Below are 20,875 nucleotides of genomic sequence, written 5' to 3' on the forward strand. Positions count from 1 at the left end.
GACGCCGTCGGTGTCAGTCGACGGCGTCCGCGCCGGGCTCCCGGTCGGCGTCCGGGCCGGGCTCGCGGGCGGCCCGCAGCGCCTCGGTTGCCTGGGCCAGCAGGCGGGCCGAGTCGGTGCGCCCGCTCACCTGTAGTTCCACCTCGGTGTCTCCGGCCTGGATCCGGATGCTCGCCTCGGTGCGCTGCTGGTCGACCCAGGACTGCAACAGGTTGAACAAGCCCGGGAGCAGCCCCTGGGCCAGCACCGCGATGATCACCGCGTCGCTGAAGCCCGGCCGGCCCCCGCCGCCACCGGCCTGGCGGACCACCGGCCGGTACTCCGGCTGGCGGTGGATCCAGGTCAGCAGGTCGACCGACGGGGGCTGCCGCTGCCGGGGGTTGATGGTCAGCCGCACGGGCAGCCGGGCTGCGGCGAAGCTGTCGGTCACGGTCTCTCCCCGGTCAGTTGGCGGCGGGTCGGAAGGCGACGGTGTCCCCGTCGGCGGTGGCGACACCCGCGACGGTGAACGCGTCCTCCTCGGTGAACGGTGAGTTGGTGCCGAAGTACGTGGTGGTGCCCCTGACCTGCACCTTGCCCTGCGTCTCGTACGGGGTGGCGACCTGGGCGCTGGCCGGGCCGGTCAGTTCGACGGTGAGTTTCGGGTACTCCAGGATCTTCCAGGTGACCTTCTGCGCGGAGCTGCCGTAGTAGCGGAACGGGCAGCCGGGTGGCGCGGCGACCGTCTGCTTGGCGCACTCGTCCAACCAGGCGCGCACCCGGGCTTCGACGGCCTCGAGCGCCGCGGGCTTGAGCACCGGAGCCAGTTGCACTGTCGCCGCGCTCTGCCCGGGGCCGACCACCACGGTCTCGGCGGGCGTCTCGCTGAGCGCGCTGGACGGGCCGGTCGCGGTGTAGCCGCCGGGCAGCAGCATCAGCGCGGGGCCCTCGGCGGCGCCGGGCAGTTCCACACCGTTGAGTCGCACTCCGGGGCCGGCGCTCGGCGCGTTGAGCGCGGCCAGCCCACCGTCGACCCGCCAGCCGTGGAACAGCCCGGCGGTCGCCTCGTCGTCACGACGCAGGCTGACCGTGGAGGTCTGCGCCGCGCCGCCCAGCCGGTACGCCACGATGGCGGTGGCGGCGTCGCCCTCGCGCTCCAGTGAGCTGATCTCCACGTCGGTCGGTGGTTGGTAGCCCTCGCCGCGCAGCAGTTGGGCGAGCAGCTTGCGGTCGGTGACACCGCTCTGGTCGGTCAGGAAGCCGAGCGCGGCGTCGCTGTCCCGGTCGGCGAGCGCGGAGAAGTATCCGTCGACCGTCGACTGGGGGCGGAAGAACGCCCACTGCACCACGCCGAGCCCGCCGGTGCCGGCGCAGGCCGCCAGCATCAGGGCGCCGACCAGCAGCCAGGTGCGGCGGGTGCCGACCGGACCGGAGTGGCCGAACAGCCGCTCGACGGTGACCGCTGGCTCGCCCGCCTCGGCGGACACACCCGCCACCGACGCCCGCTCCAGCGCGTCGAGCCGCAGTTCGTGCGGCGGGTGGGTGGCGCAGACCGCCTCGTCCCAGCCGCTGCGGCCCGTCTCGAAGGACAGCCGCCGCTCCAGCACGCGCCGCATTCCCTCGACGTGCCCGGTGAGCACGGCACCGAGGTCGGCCCGGTATTCCGCAGCCCGGACGTCACGGGCGTGCAGCGGCAGCACCACGTACCGCATGGTGAGCAGCACCGGCCAGAAGAACAGGAAGACCACGAAGTTGGTGGCCGGGTGCGGGAAGGTCCGCATCAGCCAGGTCGGCAGGGCGTGCGCGAGGGTCAGCGGCAGACCGACACCACGGACGAAGGCGCTGGTGATCTCGTCCCCGGTGCGCCAGTGCACCAGCTCGTGGCTGAACAGCGCGGCGATCTCGTCGTCCGGTTCGGTCAGCACGGCGGTGGTGACCACCACGTGCCGGGCGTACGTGCGGGCGTTGCTCAGGACCGGATCGTCCTCGATGAGCAGCCGCGGCACGCTGGGCAGGCCGAGCCGTCGGGCGCAGTCGTCCAGCACCGGGCGCAGCCGCGCGTACTCGCGGCGGCTGGGCTGACGGGCACCGGAGACCACCAGCAGTCGCGGTTCCAGCAGCACCCGGTAGAGCGTGTAGAGCACCCCGATCAGCGCCGCCGCGGCGACCGTGCCGACCAGGCCGGTGACCACCGTGAGCGGCCCGGCGTCGGCGCCCAGCCAGGGCACCACCAGCACGGCGAGGAAGCCGCCGAGGAACCCGACGACGAAGCCGACCACGCCGCCGAGGGCCCCGCCGGTGCGGGTCAGGAACGCCTCCAGCAGGGGGCCGAGCAGCGGCGCGTCGCGCAGCACCTGGGGCAGCTGGTCATCGGCGCCCAACCCGCCGGCGAAGAGCCCGCTGACAGCGAGGACGAGACCGCCCCAGAACGCCAGGAGCAGCGCGACCGGCAGGTAGAACCAGGTGGCGAAGAAGGCACCGAGCACGCCGCGCCAGTCCCGCAGGATCCCGGCGCGCAGCCAGACCAACGCGCTCGGATAGCCCGGCGGCCGGTCGGCGAACCCCCCGGTTGGCGGCGGTGTGCCGGCCGCCGGCGGTTCGGCGGCCCGGACGTCGAGCTGCGGCACGGTCGGCGGAGTGCCCTCCGGCGGCACGGGATGCGGCTCGGTCATGCGGGCTGCTCCTTGGGGGAAGTCGTTTCTCTCTGTCGCGAGTGGACAGCCGCAGCAGGCTATCGAGGACACCTGATGTCTGCCATCCCGTTTCGCCGTACCGTCGCCGACCCGACACTCACCGTCGTGGGCCCGTGGGGTGGTCCCGTCGGGACCACCCCCGGGGACCGGTTCAGAGCGCGAGGCAGTTGGGTCGCACCGGGCTGTCGACCAGGGCGCCACGCACGATGGTGTACGCCGTGCCGTCGAGCACCAGGCCGAGGTGCCCCACCACCCGCAGCGGGCAGTACGTCTGGATCAGCACGTTGGTCGCACCATCGTTGACCACGGCGTTCCCGGTCGGCCGGACCAGCTCGTCCTGAAGCGTTCGGACGGTGGTGTAGCGCACCGCGCCGGGGGTGTCGTCGCCGGCGTTGAGGTCGGCGAGGAACGCCGAGCCGATGGTCATCTGCTGGCAGGCCACGACGCCGGCGCAGCTGCCCAACCCGAGGAACGCCACGATGTTGGCGACGTAGGTGCCGTACTGCGGTGTGCCGAGACTGACGTAGCGCCCGATGGCGGCGGTGCCGCCGAGCCGCTTGAGGTAGTAGCGGCTGACCAGGCCACCCTCGGAGTGGGCCACGACGTCCACCGTCGCGGCACCGGTGCTGGCGCGCACCTGGTCGACGTAGGTGGCGAACGCGCGGGCGGACGTGGGGATGTCGCCGAGGCCCAGCCCCGGCAACTGGTAGATGAAGGTGCGGTAGCCGTCGGCGCGCAGCCGGGCGGCCATCGGCTCGTACGCGACGGCGATGCCGCTGAGCCCGCCGACCACGATCACCGGGTTGGCCGCGGCGGCGGCAGCGAAGGCTTCGGGCGTGGCGGGAGCCGGGGTGGGATCGGCGGGGGCGGCGGTCGCCGTGCCGGCGGACGCGAACAGGGCGGCGGCGACGAGGGACACGACGAGGGCGGTCTTTCGGAGCAGCATGGCTGCACCTCCGGGGGGAGGCACCCGGCGTACCGGGCAGGTGGGTGGGGGTGTCCGGTCGACCGTGCGACGATCATCCCCGCAACAATTCAGAAACGTCAATGGCTTGTTACGCGCCAGTAACCCGTTGTCCCGGCGAGGGCGCAAACGCGCAAATCGCAGCTCTCCATATCGGACCGCCGGCCCGGCGCGCGCACCCCGGGTCGGGTCGGCGGATGGCATGCTGTGGCCGTGGCCGCCGACGAACCCACCGAGCGCCAGCTACGCGTGATGCCCTGGTGGCTGGTCCTGGTCGGCCTGCTGCTCGCCGCCGCCCTGGGCTGGCTGGTGCTGGACCTGCTGCTCACCGAGGCCGACCGGGCCAGCCAGCCGGACACCCGCGCCACGCTGCGCATCGACGCGATCCGCACCGGCCTGACCGTGGTCGCCGGCACCGGCGGAGGTCTCGCCCTGCTCCTGGCCGCCCGCCGCCAGTGGATCACCGAACGCGCGCAGCGGCACCAGGAGAGCGTCGCCGCCCGGGACCAGGCCCACCGCGACCGGGTGCAGGCGCACGCCGAGTCGGTGGCCGAGGCCGCGCAACGCCAGCAGGACCGGCAGTCCACCGCCGCCGAGCACGACGCCGGCGAACGTCGACTGACCGAGCTCTACACCCGGGCCGTCGAGCTGCTCGGCAACGACAGCGCGGCGGTACGCCTCGGCGGGCTGCACGCGCTGGAACGCCTCGGTCAGGACAACCCTGGGCAGCGCCCGACGATCGGGGCGGTGCTCTGCGCGTACCTGCGGATGCCGGCGCCCGACGACGAGCCGCGCGAGACGGAGGTCCGGCGCACCGCGCAGCGTGTGCTGACCCGCCACCTGCGGGCGGACGACGTGGCCTACTGGCCGGAGGTGGTGCTGGACCTGACCGGCGCCACGCTGGTCGACTTCGACGCCGCGGGCTGCACGCTGGTCGACGCGAACTTCACGGCGACGGCGTTCACCGGCACGACCACCTTCGCGGGCGCGACGGTGCGGGGGCGTCTCCAGCTCGGGGCGGCGACCTTCGGCGACGTGGTCTTCGAGGGCCTCGCGGCCGACGGCGAAGTCCTGCTGGACGGCGTCCGCGTCAGCGGTCAGGCCACCTTCGACGGGGCGGCGTTCAGCGACGGCCTGTCCTGTCGACGGTCCACCTTCGCCGGTCACACCTCGTTTCGCCAGGTGACCTTCGGGCAGCCGACCAGCTTCGACGCGACCCGCTTCGAGGACTCCACCACGTTCCGGCAAGCCGTCTTCGAGGGCGCCCTGTCGATGGAGCACACCGAGTTCGGCCGGTCGGCCAACTTCCACGCCGCCCGTTTCACGAACATGGCGCTGTTCCGCTGGACGGTGTTCGGGGCGGAGGCGTTGTTCGACCAGGCCCGCTTCACCGACGCCGCGAACTTCGGCCGGGCCCGGTTCCACAGCATGACCAGCTTCCGCGACACGCAGTTCAGCCGGCCACCTCAGGTCGATCAGGCCCGGGCGGTGGTCGATCCCGGTCACCGCTGGCCGGCGGGCGCGGTGGTCCAACAGCTCGACGACGAGTGGCTGCTGCTGGTCGACCGCTGACCGGTCGGCGGGCGAGCGTCAGCGGGTGGAGGCGCGCAGCCCGTCCAGGGCCACGCCGAGCACCCTGTCGCGCTGCTCGGGTGACGGGAACTGGGCCATGGTGAGGCCGCTGATCAGCCGCACCACGTCGTCGAACCCGATGTCGTCACGGACCACGCCGGCGGCCTGGGCGCGACGCACCAGCGGCTCGCCGGCGGAGTAGATCTCCGTCCGGCAGCTCCGGAAGATCTCCGAGTCGTGCAGCAGATGCTCGGCAAGCGCCCGCTTGGTGGCGACGTACGCGACGAAGCGGTGCAACCAGGCGACGAGCGCGTCCCACGGTGGCAGCTCGGCCAGGTCCTCGGCGGAGCGGCTCAGCGCCCGGACCTCCTCGACGTACACGGCCTCGAAGAGGTGCCGCCGGCTGGGGAAGTTGCGGTAGAGCGTGCCGATGCCCACGCCGGCCCGCCGGGCCACGTCCTCCAGGGAGGCGGCGGCGCCGTTCTCGGCGAACGCGTCGCGCGCAGCGGCGACCAGAGCATCGTAGTTGCGCCGTGCGTCGGCCCGCTTCGGGCGTTGCGCGAACACCTCGGGCACCTGCCCCGCGCTGGTCATGACGTGCGTCACCTCGTCCTGGTTGCAACCGGAGGCAACCCTCCGCTAGCTTAGTGGAGGCACCCCTCCGGAATCCCGGAGGCCTGCCTCCGCTTAGCTTACCTCGGGACCCGCCCGATCTGCCTGGCCACCCGATCGCCCGGACCCGACAGCCAGCCCGCCACAGACGACGGGTGACAAACCTCCTTCCGTACCTTTATCAGGAGTCTTCTCTCGTGGCAGTGACCTCCCGACGCAGCTCGCGTCGGCTCACCTTCACCGTGCTCGCCGCCGGTGCCGGGTTCTTCGCGATGCTCCAGTCGCTGATCACCCCGGTGCTGCCGACCATCCAGCACGATCTGCACACCTCCCAGAACACCGTGACCTGGGTCCTGACCGCCTACCTGCTCTCCGCGTCGATCTTCACACCGATCCTCGGACGGGTCGGCGACATGGTCGGCAAGGAGCGGATGCTGGTCGTCGCGCTCGCCGCGCTCGCCCTCGGCTGCCTGCTGGCCGCCATCGCGCCGAACATCGGCGTCCTCATCATCGCCCGGGTCGTGCAGGGCATCGGCGGAGCGGTCTTCCCGCTGTCGTTCGGCATCATCCGCGACGAGTTCCCCGCCGCGCGGGTCTCCACGGCCGTGGCCGCGATCTCGGCGATCGTCGCCGTCGGCGGTGGCCTGGGCATCGTGCTGGCCGGTCCGATCGTCAGCACGCTCGACTACCGCTGGCTGTTCTGGATCCCGATGGTCGTGGTCGGGCTGACCGCCGTGGCCGCCCACCTGTTCGTCCCCGAGTCCCCGGTCCGCACCCCCGGTCGCATCGACTGGCGAGCGACACTGCTGCTCTCCGGCTGGCTGGTCGCGTTGCTCCTGCCGATCAGCCAGGGCGCGGCGTGGGGCTGGACCAGCCCCCGGGTGCTCGGCCTGCTGGCCCTCGCCGTGGCGCTGCTGGTCGGCTGGCTGGTCGCCGAGGTGCGGTCGCCCAACCCGCTGATCGACATGCGGATGATGCGCCTGCCCGGCGTCTGGACCACCAACCTGGTCGCCCTGCTCTACGGCGCGTCGATGTTCTCCGTGTACGCCTTCCTCCCCCAGTTCCTGCAGACCCCGACCGCCGCCGGTTACGGCTTCGGAGCGAGCATCAGCCAGGCTGGCCTGCTCATGCTGCCGATGGTCAGCGCGATGTTCGTCGCCGGCATTGTCGCCGGCCGACTCCAGGCCGTCTTCAGCGCCAAGGCGCAGCTCGCCACCGGTGCCACGTTCAACGTGGCCGCCTCCGCGATGCTCGCCGTCGCGCACGACACCCGCTGGGAGGTCGCCATCGCCGGTGGCCTGGTCGGCCTCGGCATCGGCCTGGCCTTCGCGTCGATGGCCAACCTGATCGTCGCCAGCGTGCCCGCCAGCCAGACCGGCGTGGCGACCGGCATGAACGCCAACATCCGCACCATCGGAGGCGCGATCGGCGCCGCCGTGGTCAGCGGTGTGATCACCGCGAACCCGCAGGCCAACGGCCTGCCCCGGGAGGCCGGCTTCACGATGGGGTTTCTGGTCCTCACGGCCATCGCGCTGGCCGCCGCGCTCGCGGCCCTCGCCGTCCCGTCCGCCCGGCGGAAGGCGGCCGGTCCCCGGCCGTCCGCCACGACGATCGTCGAGTCCGAGCTAGCCGGCGAGTTCGCCACCATGCCCGCGACCCGCTGAGGGAACGTGTCGGAGCCCGGGCGGTTCGCCGCCCGGGCTCCACCATGTCCGGGAGTACGCTGGCCGCTTCCCCGTCCACCACTCGCCGTTCTTCAGGATGCCCACATGCCCGAGTTGCTGACCACCGACCGCATCGAGGAGATCGGCTCCCTGGGTCCGGAGAGCCCGGACCCGGCCGCGCTGGTCGCCGAGCTGGTGGGCGCCGTCGACGAGGGGCGGGTCGCCGACCCCGACGACACCGCGTACGCCCTGCTGGTCGCCGCGGACATCCTGGAGCAGGCTGGCGACCTGGCCGACGCGCTCGCGCTGGCCACCCGCGCCATCGCCGAACAGCCCGACGAGGACGCGTACGCCCGGTCGGTGCGCGGCGGTCTGCTGCTGCGCCTCGGCCGCTCCGACGAGGGCATGGCCGAGCTGACCGCCCTGCGCCCGCTGCTGGAGACCAACCCCAACGCCACGTACCTGGTCGACGAGCTGGCCGATAACGGCCACACCGACCTGGCGCTGGAATGGCTGACCGGGGCGCTCGACGCGATCCTGGAACGGACCCGCAACCAGCAGCACGAATCCGAGGACGCCCAGGACGAGGCCGCAGCCATGATCTACGGCCTGACGCAGCGGCGGCACAACCTGCGCGAGGAGATGGGCCTCCCGCACGACGAGTACGACAACCTCGCCGACCGGCTGCGCGCCGCGAGCGACCACGCGCTCGACGCACTGGACGAGGGCCCCGCGACGCTGCTCTTCTGGCCGCAGGCGGAGTTCAACGCGCTGCTGCTGCGCTGGCCCGCCCTCGCCGACAGCTACCCCGCCAGCTGGGACGAGCACCGCGCCCAGACCGAACGCGCCCTCGTCGACGCCTCCGGGCTGGGCGGCCTCGACCTGGGCGTGGTCGTCGGTTCCGTCGCCGGGTTGGCGGCCTTCGCCGAACGCGAGGGCAGCGACCCCACCGACGAGGAAACCCAGGACGAGTACGCCGACTCGCTCACCGGCCCCGACCTCAGGGCCTGGCCGCCCGGGCGCAACGACGCCTGCTGGTGCGGGTCCGGGGCGAAGTACAAGAAGTGCTGCCTGCCGCGCTCGCGCGGATGACCCCCTCGGGCTTGGCCCCACCCAACTGGAGGCCATGTCCCGTGAAAGCCTGATGCCGGTGAATCATCTTGATGACTCACCGGCCTGCCCCCCCCCCCCCCAGCGGACAGGCCCGATGAAGGAGGCGAAGCGATGACCGCGCAGGAGCAGCACGAGACGATCGAGGACAGCCCGGTCGGCTGGGTGGCAAAGCACATCCAGCGGTACGTCGAGACCGACGGCGCCGACGGCGGCACCTACCACGGCGTACCGTCGCTGCTGCTCACCACCCGCGGACGCCGCACGGGCGCCCTGCGCCGCACCGCGCTGATGTACGGCCGCGACGGTGACAACCACCTGCTGGTGGCGTCCAACGGGGGCGCGGACAAGCACCCCGCCTGGTACCTGAACCTGAGCGCCGACCCGGCGGTGGAGATCCAGGTCGGCGCGGAGCGCATCGCCGGTCGGGCCCGCACGGCGACGGGCGAGGAGCGGGCCCGGCTGTGGCCGGTGATGACGAAGGTCTTCCCGACGTACGAGCGCTACCAGAAGGGCACCGACCGCGAGATCCCCCTCGTCGTCATCGAACGCGCGCCTCGGAAAGAATCAACAGGCGATTGATCTCCGGTCACCACCGCCATTGAACTGCCCGGCCACCACCCTCCCTGGATGTGGCGGCGACGCCAGCAGGCGCGGCGAGCACCGTCAAAGTGGGTGGAGGTTGGCGGCCGTCTTGAAGGCGGGCCCGACCGAATCTTGTTCCTCCGTCACCCCGCCGCCTCCATCGTCGCCTCGATCCGGTCGAGATAGTCCCACCACTTCTCATCGTCCCGGCGACAGGATGACAGCAGGTTCGCGGCAACGACGAAGGCTAGGACGATGACGTTCTCAGCGGGAACTGCCGACGCGAACGGCTCACCCCTCATCAGCTTCATCAAGAAGTCAGCCACCTCGCGGCGAGTGGGTTGCGCCCAGGATTCCGCCTCGGCGACTTCTCCGGCCACAGCCACGATCTGGTCGTCACCGGGTCGGCCTCCGTGGATGTCCACCATCAGGAAACCGACAACGGCAAGGGCAAGCTCGACAGTTGCGGCAGCATTGTCGTCGTCTTTGAGGCTGCGCAACCGTTCGTCGAGTGTCGCGAAATCACGCTTTACGGCGGCATGGATAGCGGCTCGCATCGTGACCTCGACAGAGCTATTGATCTTCATCCTGATTCCTCTCTCGACGCCTCTTCAACCATGACTTGCCGGCGCTGACCGTGGCTGCGGTCGCAAGGAGCGTTCCGGCGACTGCCTTCGGCAGCACGGGCATGAACTCGGCGACTGTTGCCCAAGCGGCCCCACCAGCCGACGCCCAGAAGCCGACTGCCTCCGCGCTTACTCGCTCCCGCCGCCGGCTGGGTTGTGCAATATCTTGCGCATCAGCATCCCGGCGAGCTTGAGCACCTTGTCGTCGGTTCGGAGGCGTGTGCGGCCGCCGTGGCACATGAGGACGAATGATCGGACGCACCGCTGCGGGTGGTTGGTGGGTTGTGCTACCACCACCCGTGGTCAGTTTCCCAGCGCTCGGACCTTGGCGATCGTCTCCTGGACGTGCTGCTTGGCCGGGTCGCCGCCCTGGGACGCCTGCGCGAGCGCCTGACGGTACGCATCGATCATGCCAACCAGTGGACCGGCTGCCACGCCTTCCAGCGCACCGGCCACAAGTGCCCGCGCCTCGGCCGCGTCCTGGGCTGCCGCTGCGGTCTTGGCCTTCGCCTCGTCCAGCTTCTGCGACGCCGCCGCCAGCCTCGCGATGATCTGTGCTGCGCTCACGCGCGCCTCCCCCGTGGTCAACCATCGCCTCCACCACCGCACCGGCGGAGACCACATGGGAGCGTACGAGATCTACGCACTCAGCGCGACCACACGCTTGCTCACCGGCCACCGCACGGTTAATGAGTGCCCGAAAAGCGCCAATAGCGAGAAGGGATCCAGCCTCGACTCGCGCAAGCAACTAGATCTTGGACACTTTCCGTTCCGAGGTAACGGAAAGTGTCCAAGATCTACAGTGGCGCCCGGGCACTGGCGCTGTTGAGCGCTCAGCGCTCAGCGACGAATACGCCGACGCCACCAACACCCTCCACCAAGCCCTCGATCTTAAGCGCGTTGATGGCCTGACGGACGACGATGGCTGAGACGTCGTGCTGACGGCACAGCTCGGAGGTCGAGGGCAGCTTGTCGCCCGGCGCGAGTTCGCCGGACTTGATCTGAGCGCGGATGCCATCGGCGATCAGCGCCCACTTCGCTTTGGCGGGCATTGGTGTCTCCCAGGTCTGCCCCGCCATTCGATCACGAGCAACTTTGTATAGCAAGCAATGTGCGGTTGGTGCTTGCTATACATGACCTGTTATATACGCTCTCCCTTGGCCGGCTCCCAGGTCTGCAACCCGGAGCTGGTTCATTCCCACCGCGCAGAGAGCGCCCGGCCGGTCGGTCCCCCGTTCGGCCGGGCGTGCCGGGGCGTGCCCGCACGCCGTCCTGGCGCACAAGCCATGACCAGCAAGGAGACGACCCGACGGGAGCCCCCGATGCCCGATCGACCCGACGAATCCCCTACTGACCCAGCATCACCGTCCAAGCAGCGCCGTCGCCTCGTGTCCGAACAGGACGTCGAGGATGCCGACGACGTCCTGTTTGCCCATCCACCACGTGTCGTGCGGCGCTGGCTGTGCGAGTGCGGCGTGGACTACCCCTGTGCCGACGTGCGCTTCGCCCTCCTGGTCAAGTCCAGCGCTGAGGCGGGCGAATGAGCATCGACACCGCGGACGACCTGCGTGCCGCATGGTTGGCCACGATCTCCGCCGCCGACCGCGCCGGCGCGCACCTGCACGGGGCAGGGCCGCCCGGCCGGCGGCTGCCCTGGCAGGACGCGGTCACGGAGTGCTGGCGGGCGCTGAGTCTGGTCTACGCCGGCTTGGCCGCGGACAGGAATTCGCCGGGAGGCTCGGCCGGGGACCTGCTCGCCGGCCTGTGCGCCGCTCGCGTTGACGCGGACCGGGCCGCCGCGTTGGCCGCCCGTGTCCGGTGGCGGTTGGGTGCGGCTGAGGACCGGCTGCGGCGTACCCGAATCGTGGCGGACGCGGTCGCGGCCCGGCACGTCGCGGCGGCGATCAGCCGGTTGGACCTGGTCGGTGCCCGGCTCGCGGTCGGCAGCTGCCGGATCGACCGCTCGGTGGCGGCACTGACCGGCGAACCGACGGCACCGCCCCCGCCCACCAGCCACCGCAACGCCGACAGCGACAGCGACAGCGACAGCGACAGCGCCGAGCTGATCGCCCACGGCTGTCACGCGGCGAGCGTTCTGGTGACCAGGCGGTACCGATTGAGCAGACCACGCCGACACAGGAGCGCACTCACGATGATCAGGGAGCGACGATGGTGACCGATCCACACGCGGCGCTACGCGGCCTGCTGACTGGTCGGCTGCGTGGCCACGAACGGCGGCTGCGCCGGTTCACCGAGCCGGACTGGCGGCGGTACGCCGATCTGCTCGCCGGGGCGCTGCTGGTGGCGGTGCGGCGACGGTTCGTGGCTGGGCAGGATCGTGCTCCGGTGATCCGGTTCGTGGCGTCCGTCCGGGAACGCTACGACGCCACCGGGCGCGACGTCGATCCGGTGCTGGCTGAGGCGCTGGTCTGGGCGGCGCTCGGTGAGCGTCCGCCGGTGCCCGACGACGCTTCGGCGGTCGTCGCGCGGACGGTGTTGCTGCTCGGCCTGCTCGAAGACGAGGGTCTCACCGACAGCGAGCGCAACGACATTCTCGCGGCCGCCGCGCACGCTGCGGACGACTCAGCATTGGGCGTGGATCGGCAGCAGGCAGGCGCGACCGACCAGCGGTAGACGCGGCACGGACCGCCTTTGCGGGACAGTGCCGGGGCGGGGAGCGCCATAGACTCTGCTGCCGGCAGTCAAGTGAACGGTCCGTGCCGCTGGAGGAGTGACGCGACGTGGCATCTCAAGGGAACCCCGCCACCGCTACCGGCCGTCGTCGCCGGGCCAGGGCCATCGCGCTGTCGGGCGGGCTCGCGGCGGTTCTGGCCCTCGTGCTCGTCGCTGCCCACTCCACCGGTGACAGGTGGGGCATCCTCGACAGTTCCCAGTCATCTTCCTCGACGACGCCCGCGCCCACGGTGACCGCAGAATCTGGGGCGCAGCTCGCCCGGGCCTGCATCGCGCAGACCAAGGGCGAGGAGGCGGTGGCGTACTTCCACCGGGACATCCCGGTGGGCCGGTGGGGCGACCCGGTCCGCGGCACCGCCTCGGCGAGCAGCGAGCCGTTCGTGCTGTGGCTCTTCGACGACGATTGCGAGCCACACAAGGCGCTCGACGTGCCAGCGCGGACCAGTCGCACGTTCAAGGCGCAGGTGGGTCAGGTCTGGTCCTACACCGAAGCGTCAGCGGGCCAACCAGCCGACGGCCGCACCTGTCGCGTCTTTGGCCTATCCAACAGCGGCACCGAGCAGAGATTCAGCGACAGCAGGCTCCTCACCTACCACGCGGAATAGACGAGCGGTCCTCCTGCGGACCGATCGCCGTTCGGAGTTTGACCTGGCCGCAGAACAACCACAGCCGGGCGCGCGGGGTCCGCGAGCGCCAGTCGCCCGAGAGTCACACCTCGAAGTGACCCTGGGCCTGGGTCAGCGGGTCGGGCTCGGCCCGCCGTCCAACGGGACGGACGACGACACCGACAAGCCGGTCCTCAACCACCAACCCGTAGTGCCGCGAGTCGCGACTGGCCGCTGGGTTGTCTCCCAGAAGCGCCATTCGCCCCTCGGGCAGTACGTCGCCATCCGGGTACGGCACGTCTGCGGGCACCGGGCCTCCCGGCAGAGCGACCAGCCGCTTGATGACAAGTCCACTGCGTGGACGTGGTCCCGCCATCCGGGTATCGGGCGCCACTACCACGATGTCCCCCACACTCAGGTCGCGTAGAGACGCCCGGCGTACCAACAGCCGGTCACCAGGCTGGAGGGTGGGCACCATACTGTGGCCTGCCACTGTGGCCATCAGGTACCGCCGACGCAGTACTACCAGCACGGCCACCGCACCGATGACGACCAGCAGCGGGGTGATCACCGATTGCATGATGAACTCGTCACCCATCGGCCAGGTGTCTGGCAGGCATGCGACGGACCAGGACCGCAGGCAGCAGTCCGGCGGTCGCGGCGAGCAGTACGCCGAAGCCCGCAGTTCCGGCAGCGACGAGGAGCATCGCCGGGGTGATACCACCAGCGAAGAAGGAAATCGCGACGAGCGCGACCCCGCCACCGGTAACACCACCGAGCATCCCGATGACGAGCCCTTCCAGAGACACCAGGCGGACGAGTGCGCCGTCCGACCAGCCCGTCGCCTGCAACACGGCGAACTCTGTCGCCCTCTCCCGCACACCGAGATAGAGGACGTCCGCCACGGCGGTGATGCTGAACACGACCAGCCCCACCACGGTGACCCGGTCGATCTCCCGGACGGTCAACGACACCCCGTCACCGAGCACAGTGCCAATGATCCGACCCTTGAAGGTGAGGTCGACGGCGACAGCGAAGGTCAGCGCGGCCACGGCAATGGCGAGGCTCACCGCTGCGAGTGCGGTGCGGCCGGGCACCCGGCGGGTGCCGGTCACCGCCATCCGCAGAATCGTCCGTTGCGTGCCTGCTCGCACACGGGCCGCCGCCACGGCCGGCTGCAGAGCCGCGGCCGGGTAGGCGCCCGCGGCACGCAGTGCGGGGACGAGTGCCGCGACAAGCGTCAACGCGACGGCGACGCCGAAGGCCACCGCGACTCGCGACCAAGGCACCTCGATGCCGACCGCGGTGGCGACCGGAACGGTGAGCAGCCCGGCCGCGACTCCAGCGAGGGCACCCAGCAGGCAGGCCTCGCCGAGAATCAACGCGGCGAGGCGGTGCGCCGGCCAACCCAGGCAGGCGAGGACGGCGAGTTCGCGGCGCCGGTCGCGCACTGCCGCCGACACCGCGTTGCCGACGAACAGCACGCAGGTGATGAGCACCATGCCGAGCAGAATGCTGCTCTTGCGGTCGACCGCCCGCACGAGCACCGCCGCCACTCCCTTTTCCGTCCACATCTCGTGCACAGTGAGCGGGGGGCGGCCGTACTTGCCGGCGGGCAGGACCAGCGTCTCCCGCGTCGCGGACGAGCCGAGGACGATGTCCACATCGAGGCCCGTGCGTTCGGCGATCTCCTCGGCCACGACTCGGACGCGTTCCCGGCCGACAGCGTCAAACCGGTCGATCCCCGCCACCCGGACCCGGACGGCACTCAGCGGCGACTGAGCCTGCCCAGCATCGGCGCCACGGAGCAGGTCGGGCAGAGACATCAGGTTGGTGAGCAGTTGCGGCGGGGCCGCGACATACCCGGTGATGCTGCTGGTGGGCAGCAGGTTCTGGCCGCCGAGCGCGCTGCTCGAACGCCGGTCGCCCCCGCTCACGCTGGGCGCGACGAACGTTTCCATCGGCGCACCGGTCAGCTCTCGTCCCTTGGTGACGACCAACGGGTCGAGTGCCCCCACGACTGTGCCCTCGACGACCAGTTCCTGGTCCGTTCGGATGTCGTCCCCGATCGCCCGCATAGCGGTGTCCACGGCAAGGGGTGAGAACCGCTCGGTGTCAGCTGCGCTGCGCAGGCGCTCTGGTGGGTCAGCGGGGCGCACCCGCAGCGCGTCGCCGTCCTGGTCGTACGACGGTGAAGTTACTGTCACCACGTCATGAATGTCGATGGTCTCGCCGCTCGCGGTGTTCGAGGCGAGCCAGTCGGCCCAGACGGTGCTCAGCGCTCGCCGCTCGGGCGGCAGCGCCGCGCCGGCGTCGACAGTGAGCCGGGCAAGCTCGGGCCGGGCATTGCCGGCCCTGACCAGGCCCGGTTCGGGCAGAGCACTGATCGCGACCGTCATCTCCTCGTCGCTGACCAGGCGGTCGGTCGCCAGCATCGGCACGCGGGGCACCGGGTGCTCTCCACCGCCGGGCTGTGGCCGCTCATCCGCGTTCAGGTAGCGCCCCGAGGTTATCGCGCGGTTCAACCCGGACAGCCGGGCCTCCTGATCCGGGTCGATCGCCGCAGCCAACAGCGAGAAGCGGGCGGGCTGCCTGACAACGAGCCGCTCCATGACCGGCAGGGCCCGCCCCCGGGTCAGCACCGTCGCGTCCCGGAACGTGCCATCGTCGATCAACTGGTAAGCCCTGACCGCGTGGCTCACCGGGCTGCGGGAGTCGTCGCGAAGCCAGTCGCAGACCAGTTCACGGTGTCCGTCGCTGAGCACCTCCAGCGGAGGCTGGCTGGCGGCGGGACAGCGGCGGGAGACGTAGTCGGCCGACAGTTCGGTCCCGTCGGCGTACACGTGCACCTGCCGGTCGTTGATGAAGTCCCGCACGGGGATCAACCGGTTACGGGTGACGTAGACGAAGGCAGGCATGCTGGGCACGCGGGTCAGCCCTCGATCGGCGACCGTCGCCGGAGACAACCGCAACAGCTGCTGCCTGAGCCGTCGGTCGACCCGATCGGTGAGGTCCACCGGCAGGCCGAGATCGACGCTGACATAGCCGACCATGGCCACGGGTGCCGCGATCTCGACGCCATTAATCGCCTGGATGTTCCGCCACTGGTCGAGCGAGAGACCACCGAACTGGCCGGAGAGGAAGTTGGGCCGCACCAAGCCCTGTCGCGTCTCCAACTCGCCCCGCGTCCCGGCCGGCCGGACCAAGATGTCGTACGCGGAGCGGTAGTTGGCCTGCACAACGCCGACGGCTTGCAGCCGGGAGGCCGTCGTTGCCCCGGTGAGCACACAAAAGCCGGTGGTGGCCAACATGACGGCGCTGACCACGGCGAGACTGCGGCCCGCGCGGTGCCGCAATTGAGCGATGATGATGCGAAGCAAGAAGCGGTTCCCAACTGACGGGCTCAGGTTAGCGCGTGCACCGTGTGCGGGCTGCCCCTTGATGACCATCCAGCTAGGATCCGGTCAGACTCCAACACACAGCCGGAAGAACAGGTGTCCCCGCTCATGGCGGTCGGTGCAGAGCAACCGGAGAAGGCCGGGGCGTCGATCCGGACGAGACACCTGACCAGATCTTTCGGCACCGGCGCCGCACGGATCGTCGCCGTCGATGATCTCTCGCTCACCATCTCACCAGGGGCGGTGGTCGCGCTCCGCGGTGCCAGCGGTTCGGGCAAGTCGACTCTGCTTCATCTGCTCGCCGGGATCGAGCGACCCGGGTCGGGAGAGCTCAACGTCGGTGGAGTCGACCTGGGCCGGGCCACCAGACGACACCTGACACAGCACCGACGTCGGGTGGGGCTGGTATTTCAGCGGTTTCACCTGCTCCCGGCCATGTCCGTCCTGGACAACGTCCTCGCACCCGTCATCCCGCTTCGGGTGTCGTTCGACAAGGTTGCGCGGGCGAGGGACCTGCTGGCCGCCGTCGGGCTGGCGGGACGCGAAGCTGCGGCGCCCACTCAACTCTCCGGTGGCCAGCAGCAGCGCGTGGCGGTGGCCCGCGCGCTGATCGGCTCCCCCGCGCTGATCCTCGCCGACGAGCCGACGGGCAGCCTGGACTCCACCACCGGAACCGAGATCATGGACCTGCTGCTGCGGGTCGCCGCGGAGTGGTCCACGACGATGGTCATCGCCACGCACGATGAGGGTGTCGCCAACGCCTGTGACCACGTCATCACGATGCGCGACGGTCAGATCACGGTCGACGAGCCCGCCCAGTCGGCCTGACCAGCCCGGCGAGGATCAGCGCAGGCCACGGACCAGCAGCAGGTAGGCGCAGTAGGCCATCGGCACCAGCAGAAAACAGATCAGGAACCCGAGCGGCAGATAACGCGGCGGGGTGCCGGTGACCATCGCGGGCCGCCCCCACCTGCCCAGCACCAGGTACCCACCGAAGAACGCCACCGCCGGCAGCCCCGCGCAGATCCACGCGCCGAGCGTGAACCCGTCGACCATGCCGACGCCGGACGCCAGCACCAGGGCCAGCACGAGCACCCCGGCGGCAGCGCCGCACGCGGCGTAGACCGCGACCGCCCGCGCCAGCGGCGACCACGTCGGCAGGAGCGCCGGCCGCTGGGCCAGCAGCTCCGCCTGCTGTCCGTGCCGGTCGGCCTCGTCGGCCATCCGCCGGGCCAACTCCAGCTCCACCGCCGGGTCGACCGCCGCCGCGCGTTGCGCTGGCACCCCGACGCCCGCCGGGCTCACCGCAGTCGGCAGCGCCAGCCGCGCCTCCCCCGCCGGCAGCTCGGGGTACGCCCCGACCCCCGCCCGCCCCGGCACGCCGGCTGCGCCGTCGGGTCCCCCGTCCCCCGCTCCGGGTGCGGTGGAAGGGCCGGACCCGGCAGCGGACGGAAGGCCCGACCCGGCAGCGGTGACCGGACCAGCGCCGAACCCGGAGCCGGAGGCCGACCCGGAGCCGGACGGTGGGCCCGGCCAGCCGGCGGCTTCGGCCGGACCACCCGGGGCAGAGCCTGCGGGTGGCTGGTCGACTCGGATCGATCGGCCGAGCTGGTCGAGGCGGTGCCCCTGTGCGGTCAGCCTCTGTTGGAGGTAGTCGACGGCGGCGTGCAGGTCACGGCGGCGCGCGGACTCGGTGGCGGCGTGCTGCTCACCGGCCCGGCGCTGCTCGGCGAGTTGTCGGGCCAGCGCCGCGTACTCCTCGAAGGACACTGTCACCGCTCCCCGTCCGGGTCGTGCCCGTCGCCGACGAACGGGACGATCAGCCGGGTGCGCTGGTCGTGCCGGTCGATCAGCAGCGCCCGGTCGGCGCGGGGCGTGTAGGTCAGGTCGTGCGTCCCGAGGTGCAGGGCCAGCTCGGCCCCGGGCACGTTGAGGGCGACCAGACAGGCGACGTCGTCGCGGTTCTGGGTGCCGCCGAGGTCGTCGGCGAGCCGGCGCAGCCCTCGCCACCAACCGAGCAGGTGCACCCCCTGCCCGGGGCCTTGGCGCAGCAGTGTGCGCAGGTCGTCCAGGCCGGAGCGGAACGTGCCCGGGTCGGTCGCCCCGAACACCGGCGCGGCGGCGTCCATGCCGAAGACCACCAGGTATTCGCGGCCGGTGGGCTCGGCGGCCAACGTGGTGACCCGGTCGCGCAGCCCGGCGGCGTCGAGGCGGTGCACCGGGTGGCCGGCGGCGCGCAGGACCGCTTCGGTGTCGTCGGCGACCGGGTCGGCGACGGTGACGAGGGAGGCCAACTGGAACCGGGCGTCGCCGGGGGTGTGCTGGCGGGCCAGGCTCAGCGTCGCGGCGCGCAGCACGTCCGCGCCGGTCGGTGCGGTGCCCACCACGGCGAGGTGCCGGCCGGGCGTGGTGTCCATCAGGAAGAGGGCGGTGGTGCCGTGCACGTCGACGGTCCGGCCGACCAGGGCCATCGGGCGCCGACCACCGGGGCGCAACCCGGCGAAGGTGGGGTCATCCTCGACCCGCGCGGCCTCGTACCCCTTGAAGACCGCCGGTGCCCGCGAGCCCGGCGGGCGGGCCTGCCACAGCTCGTGGCGCAACGCGGCGAGGTCCGCGGCGGCGGCGTGCGCGTCGGGGAAGCGCAGCACGGTGTCGGCGCCGACCGCGCCGGCGGCGGTGTTGACCACGGCGGAGCCGACCGGCAGGGCCGCGGCGGCGTCGTTGAGCTGATCGAGCACCCCGCCGCCGCCGGGCAGCGCCACCCGCAACGCGAACTGGCCGAAGATCGCCTCGGCCCGCCCGTAGAGGGCCTCGATGCCGGTCATGCTCTGGCTCGCCAGCACCAGGTGGATGCCGTACGAGCGGCCCTTGCGGGCCAGCTCCTCCAGCAGGTCCACGGATTCGCGGGCCAGCGCGTCGTTGCCGGCGAGCAGCACGTGGAACTCGTCGATGACCGCCACGATGCGGGGCAGCGGGCTGTCCCGTGGCAGGTCGGCGAGCTTCGTGACGCCGTGGCGCTTCAGCGCGCCGGCCCGGCGTTGCGCCTCCCGGCGCAGCTCCCGCAGGACGGCGAGGCCGTACTCACGGTCGGATTCGATGCCGACGGCACGGGCGTGCGGCAGCCAGGACGGGTCCCGACCGGTGGGCACGAACTCGGTGAAGCTCACGCCCTCCTTGAAGTCGAGCAGGTAGAGCTGCAACTCCGCCGGGGAGTAGCGGGCGGCCAGCCCGTAGAGGACGTCGAGGAGGAAGACGGTCTTGCCCGCGCCGGTGCGCCCCCCGACCAGCCAGTGCGGGGTGGCGTCGTCGAAGGCGAGCGTCAGGGGTGCGGTGCCGGCCCGGCCGATCACCGTCCGCAGACCGTTGCCGGCCGACTCGGCCCAGCGCCGCTCCGGCAGCAGGTCGGTGAAGGGCAGCGCGTCGGCGCGGCGGGTGGCGGCGCCGAGGTGCTCGGCGAGCGCGCGTACCGAGGCGGCCGGCGGGTCACCGTCGAGCACCACGGGTGCGGCGAGCCCGCTGCCGTCGGCACTGAACGGGATGCCGGGCGGGTCGCCGACCTGCGCGTACCCCTGGTGGAGCCGGATCGCGGTGGTGCCACCCAGCGGCGGCGCGGTTTCGCCGGGCACCCGGGACGGGTGACCGGTGAGCAGCACGCAGACGGCGGCGGCCGGGCCGGCGTGGGTGAGCGCGGCGAGCCGGGCCATCTCGCGCGGCGGTGGCGCGGCGGTGGCGACCACCACCAGGAGGTGCCGGCCGGCGGGCTGACCGTGCTGGGCGGCGCGGGCATGCTGCTCGGCGGCATCGAGCAGCGCGGCCACCTCGGCCTCGCTGGTGGCCGGCGGGTCGAGCACCCCCGCGTCGAGCAGGGGACGCAACGGGCCGAACGTGGCGCCGAGCGCCGCGGTGTCGATGCCGGCGACCCGGACCTGACCGGGCGGTGCGGTGGCGACCAGCCGCAGCACCAGTGCCCGCAGCAGCCCGGCGACCCGCGGGTCGCGGGCGTCGGTGTCCAGGGCGAGGTGGTGCCCACCGCCGAGGGGAACCAGCACCGGGAAGCCACCATCCGAGATGGACGCCTCGCCGATCCGGACCGCCGCCGGCTCGTCGGTCAAGGGCGTGGCGCCCGGAGCGGGGGTGGCCAGGGCGCCGCCGAGGCGGGCGAGGCGGGTCACCAGCGCGTCGACGCCGACCGGGGCGACGGCAGCCGGTGCGGCGCCGAGCGCGTTCCGGGCGGCGTCGAGGTGCGCTCGGGCCGCCCGGTGGGAGTTGATCGCCTGCCCGTACGCCGACGCGAGCCTGCCCACCCTCTGCCCCCAACGCCGACGGCCGCCTGGTCCCAGGAACCCTAACGGACAGCGGTGGCACCCGGACAG

Annotated in this window: 20 protein-coding genes; 9 read left to right on the forward strand and 11 right to left on the reverse strand. The window is 71.8% G+C overall.

What is annotated here, in order from left to right; all coding sequences use genetic code 11:
* Window positions 1-13: 13 nt before the first annotated feature.
* From GA0070619_RS19030 to GA0070619_RS19040, 3 genes are all read right to left on the reverse strand, one after another.
* Complete coding sequence (locus GA0070619_RS19030; RefSeq protein WP_088949309.1) at window positions 14-430, reverse strand: effector-associated constant component EACC1; 417 nt, start codon at window positions 428-430, stop codon at window positions 14-16.
* A 13-nt stretch (window positions 431-443) separates the two neighbouring features.
* Window positions 444-2,651 carry a M48 family metalloprotease gene (locus GA0070619_RS19035; RefSeq protein ID WP_088949310.1) on the reverse strand — a complete coding sequence of 736 codons (2,208 nt, stop codon included), beginning with the start codon at window positions 2,649-2,651 and terminating at the stop codon, window positions 444-446.
* Between the two features lie 172 nt (window positions 2,652-2,823).
* Complete coding sequence (locus GA0070619_RS19040; RefSeq protein ID WP_088949311.1) at window positions 2,824-3,618, reverse strand: lipase family alpha/beta hydrolase; 795 nt, start codon at window positions 3,616-3,618, stop codon at window positions 2,824-2,826.
* 231 nt (window positions 3,619-3,849) lie between these two features.
* On the opposite strand from GA0070619_RS19040, the gene GA0070619_RS19045 reads away from it, so the two are divergent.
* Complete coding sequence (locus tag GA0070619_RS19045) at window positions 3,850-5,208, forward strand: pentapeptide repeat-containing protein (protein WP_157744050.1); 1,359 nt, start codon at window positions 3,850-3,852, stop codon at window positions 5,206-5,208.
* An 18-nt stretch (window positions 5,209-5,226) separates the two neighbouring features.
* On the opposite strand, the gene GA0070619_RS19050 is transcribed toward GA0070619_RS19045, so the two are convergent.
* Window positions 5,227-5,802, reverse strand: coding sequence for a TetR/AcrR family transcriptional regulator (locus GA0070619_RS19050; RefSeq protein ID WP_088949313.1), 576 nt, complete (start codon window positions 5,800-5,802; stop codon window positions 5,227-5,229).
* 215 nt (window positions 5,803-6,017) lie between these two features.
* Between GA0070619_RS19050 and GA0070619_RS19055 the strand changes: the two genes are divergently transcribed.
* From GA0070619_RS19055 to GA0070619_RS19065, 3 genes are all read left to right on the forward strand, one after another.
* Window positions 6,018-7,484 (forward strand): MFS transporter, encoded by a 1,467-nt coding sequence (locus GA0070619_RS19055; RefSeq protein ID WP_088949314.1) that lies wholly within the window; start codon window positions 6,018-6,020, stop codon window positions 7,482-7,484.
* Between the two features lie 105 nt (window positions 7,485-7,589).
* A complete protein-coding gene (locus GA0070619_RS19060) occupies window positions 7,590-8,576 on the forward strand; it encodes an SEC-C domain-containing protein (protein WP_088949315.1) in 987 nt (328 codons plus the stop codon).
* A 132-nt stretch (window positions 8,577-8,708) separates the two neighbouring features.
* On the forward strand, window positions 8,709-9,176 hold the full coding sequence (locus tag GA0070619_RS19065) for a nitroreductase family deazaflavin-dependent oxidoreductase (RefSeq protein ID WP_088949316.1): 468 nt from the start codon (window positions 8,709-8,711) through the stop codon (window positions 9,174-9,176).
* A gap of 146 nt (window positions 9,177-9,322) precedes the next feature.
* On the opposite strand, the gene GA0070619_RS19070 is transcribed toward GA0070619_RS19065, so the two are convergent.
* From GA0070619_RS19070 to GA0070619_RS19080, 3 genes are all read right to left on the reverse strand, one after another.
* Window positions 9,323-9,766, reverse strand: coding sequence for a hypothetical protein (locus GA0070619_RS19070; RefSeq protein ID WP_088949317.1), 444 nt, complete (start codon window positions 9,764-9,766; stop codon window positions 9,323-9,325).
* A gap of 342 nt (window positions 9,767-10,108) precedes the next feature.
* A complete protein-coding gene (locus GA0070619_RS19075) occupies window positions 10,109-10,372 on the reverse strand; it encodes a DUF6244 family protein (RefSeq protein ID WP_088949318.1) in 264 nt (87 codons plus the stop codon).
* Window positions 10,373-10,638: 266 nt separating this feature from the next.
* Complete coding sequence (locus tag GA0070619_RS19080) at window positions 10,639-10,884, reverse strand: winged helix-turn-helix domain-containing protein (RefSeq protein WP_088949319.1); 246 nt, start codon at window positions 10,882-10,884, stop codon at window positions 10,639-10,641.
* 309 nt (window positions 10,885-11,193) lie between these two features.
* Between GA0070619_RS19080 and GA0070619_RS32505 the strand changes: the two genes are divergently transcribed.
* From GA0070619_RS32505 to GA0070619_RS19095, 4 genes are all read left to right on the forward strand, one after another.
* Complete coding sequence (locus GA0070619_RS32505; protein WP_157744051.1) at window positions 11,194-11,349, forward strand: hypothetical protein; 156 nt, start codon at window positions 11,194-11,196, stop codon at window positions 11,347-11,349.
* Window positions 11,346-11,981 carry a hypothetical protein gene (locus tag GA0070619_RS19085; RefSeq protein ID WP_088949320.1) on the forward strand — a complete coding sequence of 212 codons (636 nt, stop codon included), beginning with the start codon at window positions 11,346-11,348 and terminating at the stop codon, window positions 11,979-11,981. Before GA0070619_RS32505 ends, GA0070619_RS19085 begins: the two co-directional genes overlap by 4 nt.
* On the forward strand, window positions 11,975-12,439 hold the full coding sequence (locus tag GA0070619_RS19090) for a hypothetical protein (RefSeq protein ID WP_088949321.1): 465 nt from the start codon (window positions 11,975-11,977) through the stop codon (window positions 12,437-12,439). The genes GA0070619_RS19085 and GA0070619_RS19090 overlap by 7 nt, the downstream gene beginning before the upstream one ends.
* A gap of 107 nt (window positions 12,440-12,546) precedes the next feature.
* The gene (locus tag GA0070619_RS19095; protein ID WP_088949322.1) at window positions 12,547-13,104 is read left to right on the forward strand and encodes a hypothetical protein; all 558 of its coding nucleotides are present in this window, start codon (window positions 12,547-12,549) and stop codon (window positions 13,102-13,104) included.
* Between the two features lie 103 nt (window positions 13,105-13,207).
* Here the strand turns inward: GA0070619_RS19095 and GA0070619_RS19100 are convergent, their stop codons facing one another.
* On the reverse strand, window positions 13,208-13,684 hold the full coding sequence (locus GA0070619_RS19100; RefSeq protein ID WP_088951904.1) for a S26 family signal peptidase: 477 nt from the start codon (window positions 13,682-13,684) through the stop codon (window positions 13,208-13,210).
* A gap of 10 nt (window positions 13,685-13,694) precedes the next feature.
* Complete coding sequence (locus tag GA0070619_RS19105) at window positions 13,695-16,460, reverse strand: FtsX-like permease family protein (protein ID WP_172862073.1); 2,766 nt, start codon at window positions 16,458-16,460, stop codon at window positions 13,695-13,697.
* 150 nt (window positions 16,461-16,610) lie between these two features.
* Between GA0070619_RS19105 and GA0070619_RS19110 the strand changes: the two genes are divergently transcribed.
* The gene (locus GA0070619_RS19110) at window positions 16,611-17,330 is read left to right on the forward strand and encodes an ABC transporter ATP-binding protein (RefSeq protein ID WP_088949324.1); all 720 of its coding nucleotides are present in this window, start codon (window positions 16,611-16,613) and stop codon (window positions 17,328-17,330) included.
* Window positions 17,331-17,345: 15 nt separating this feature from the next.
* Here the strand turns inward: GA0070619_RS19110 and GA0070619_RS33545 are convergent, their stop codons facing one another.
* The gene (locus tag GA0070619_RS33545) at window positions 17,346-18,272 is read right to left on the reverse strand and encodes a hypothetical protein (RefSeq protein WP_088949325.1); all 927 of its coding nucleotides are present in this window, start codon (window positions 18,270-18,272) and stop codon (window positions 17,346-17,348) included.
* A 2-nt stretch (window positions 18,273-18,274) separates the two neighbouring features.
* Entirely contained in the window at window positions 18,275-20,806 is a 2,532-nt protein-coding gene (locus tag GA0070619_RS19120; RefSeq protein WP_088949326.1) for an FtsK/SpoIIIE domain-containing protein, read from the reverse strand.
* Between the last annotated feature and the right edge of the window lie 69 nt (window positions 20,807-20,875).

This window comes from Micromonospora zamorensis (genome assembly GCF_900090275.1).
Taxonomy (GTDB): domain Bacteria; phylum Actinomycetota; class Actinomycetes; order Mycobacteriales; family Micromonosporaceae; genus Micromonospora; species Micromonospora zamorensis.

Coding starts and splice junctions, on each gene's coding strand:
- GA0070619_RS19080 (WP_088949319.1), bottom strand. CDS start 10,884: ATGGCGGGGCAGACCTGGGAGACACCAATGCCCGCCAAAGCGAAGTGG.
- GA0070619_RS19065 (WP_088949316.1), top strand. CDS start 8,709: ATGACCGCGCAGGAGCAGCACGAGACGATCGAGGACAGCCCGGTCGGC.
- GA0070619_RS19110 (WP_088949324.1), top strand. CDS start 16,611: ATGGCGGTCGGTGCAGAGCAACCGGAGAAGGCCGGGGCGTCGATCCGG.
- GA0070619_RS19060 (WP_088949315.1), top strand. CDS start 7,590: ATGCCCGAGTTGCTGACCACCGACCGCATCGAGGAGATCGGCTCCCTG.
- GA0070619_RS19035 (WP_088949310.1), bottom strand. CDS start 2,651: ATGACCGAGCCGCATCCCGTGCCGCCGGAGGGCACTCCGCCGACCGTG.
- GA0070619_RS19100 (WP_088951904.1), bottom strand. CDS start 13,684: ATGCAATCGGTGATCACCCCGCTGCTGGTCGTCATCGGTGCGGTGGCC.
- GA0070619_RS19070 (WP_088949317.1), bottom strand. CDS start 9,766: ATGAAGATCAATAGCTCTGTCGAGGTCACGATGCGAGCCGCTATCCAT.
- GA0070619_RS19085 (WP_088949320.1), top strand. CDS start 11,346: ATGAGCATCGACACCGCGGACGACCTGCGTGCCGCATGGTTGGCCACG.
- GA0070619_RS19090 (WP_088949321.1), top strand. CDS start 11,975: ATGGTGACCGATCCACACGCGGCGCTACGCGGCCTGCTGACTGGTCGG.
- GA0070619_RS19050 (WP_088949313.1), bottom strand. CDS start 5,802: ATGACCAGCGCGGGGCAGGTGCCCGAGGTGTTCGCGCAACGCCCGAAG.
- GA0070619_RS19040 (WP_088949311.1), bottom strand. CDS start 3,618: ATGCTGCTCCGAAAGACCGCCCTCGTCGTGTCCCTCGTCGCCGCCGCC.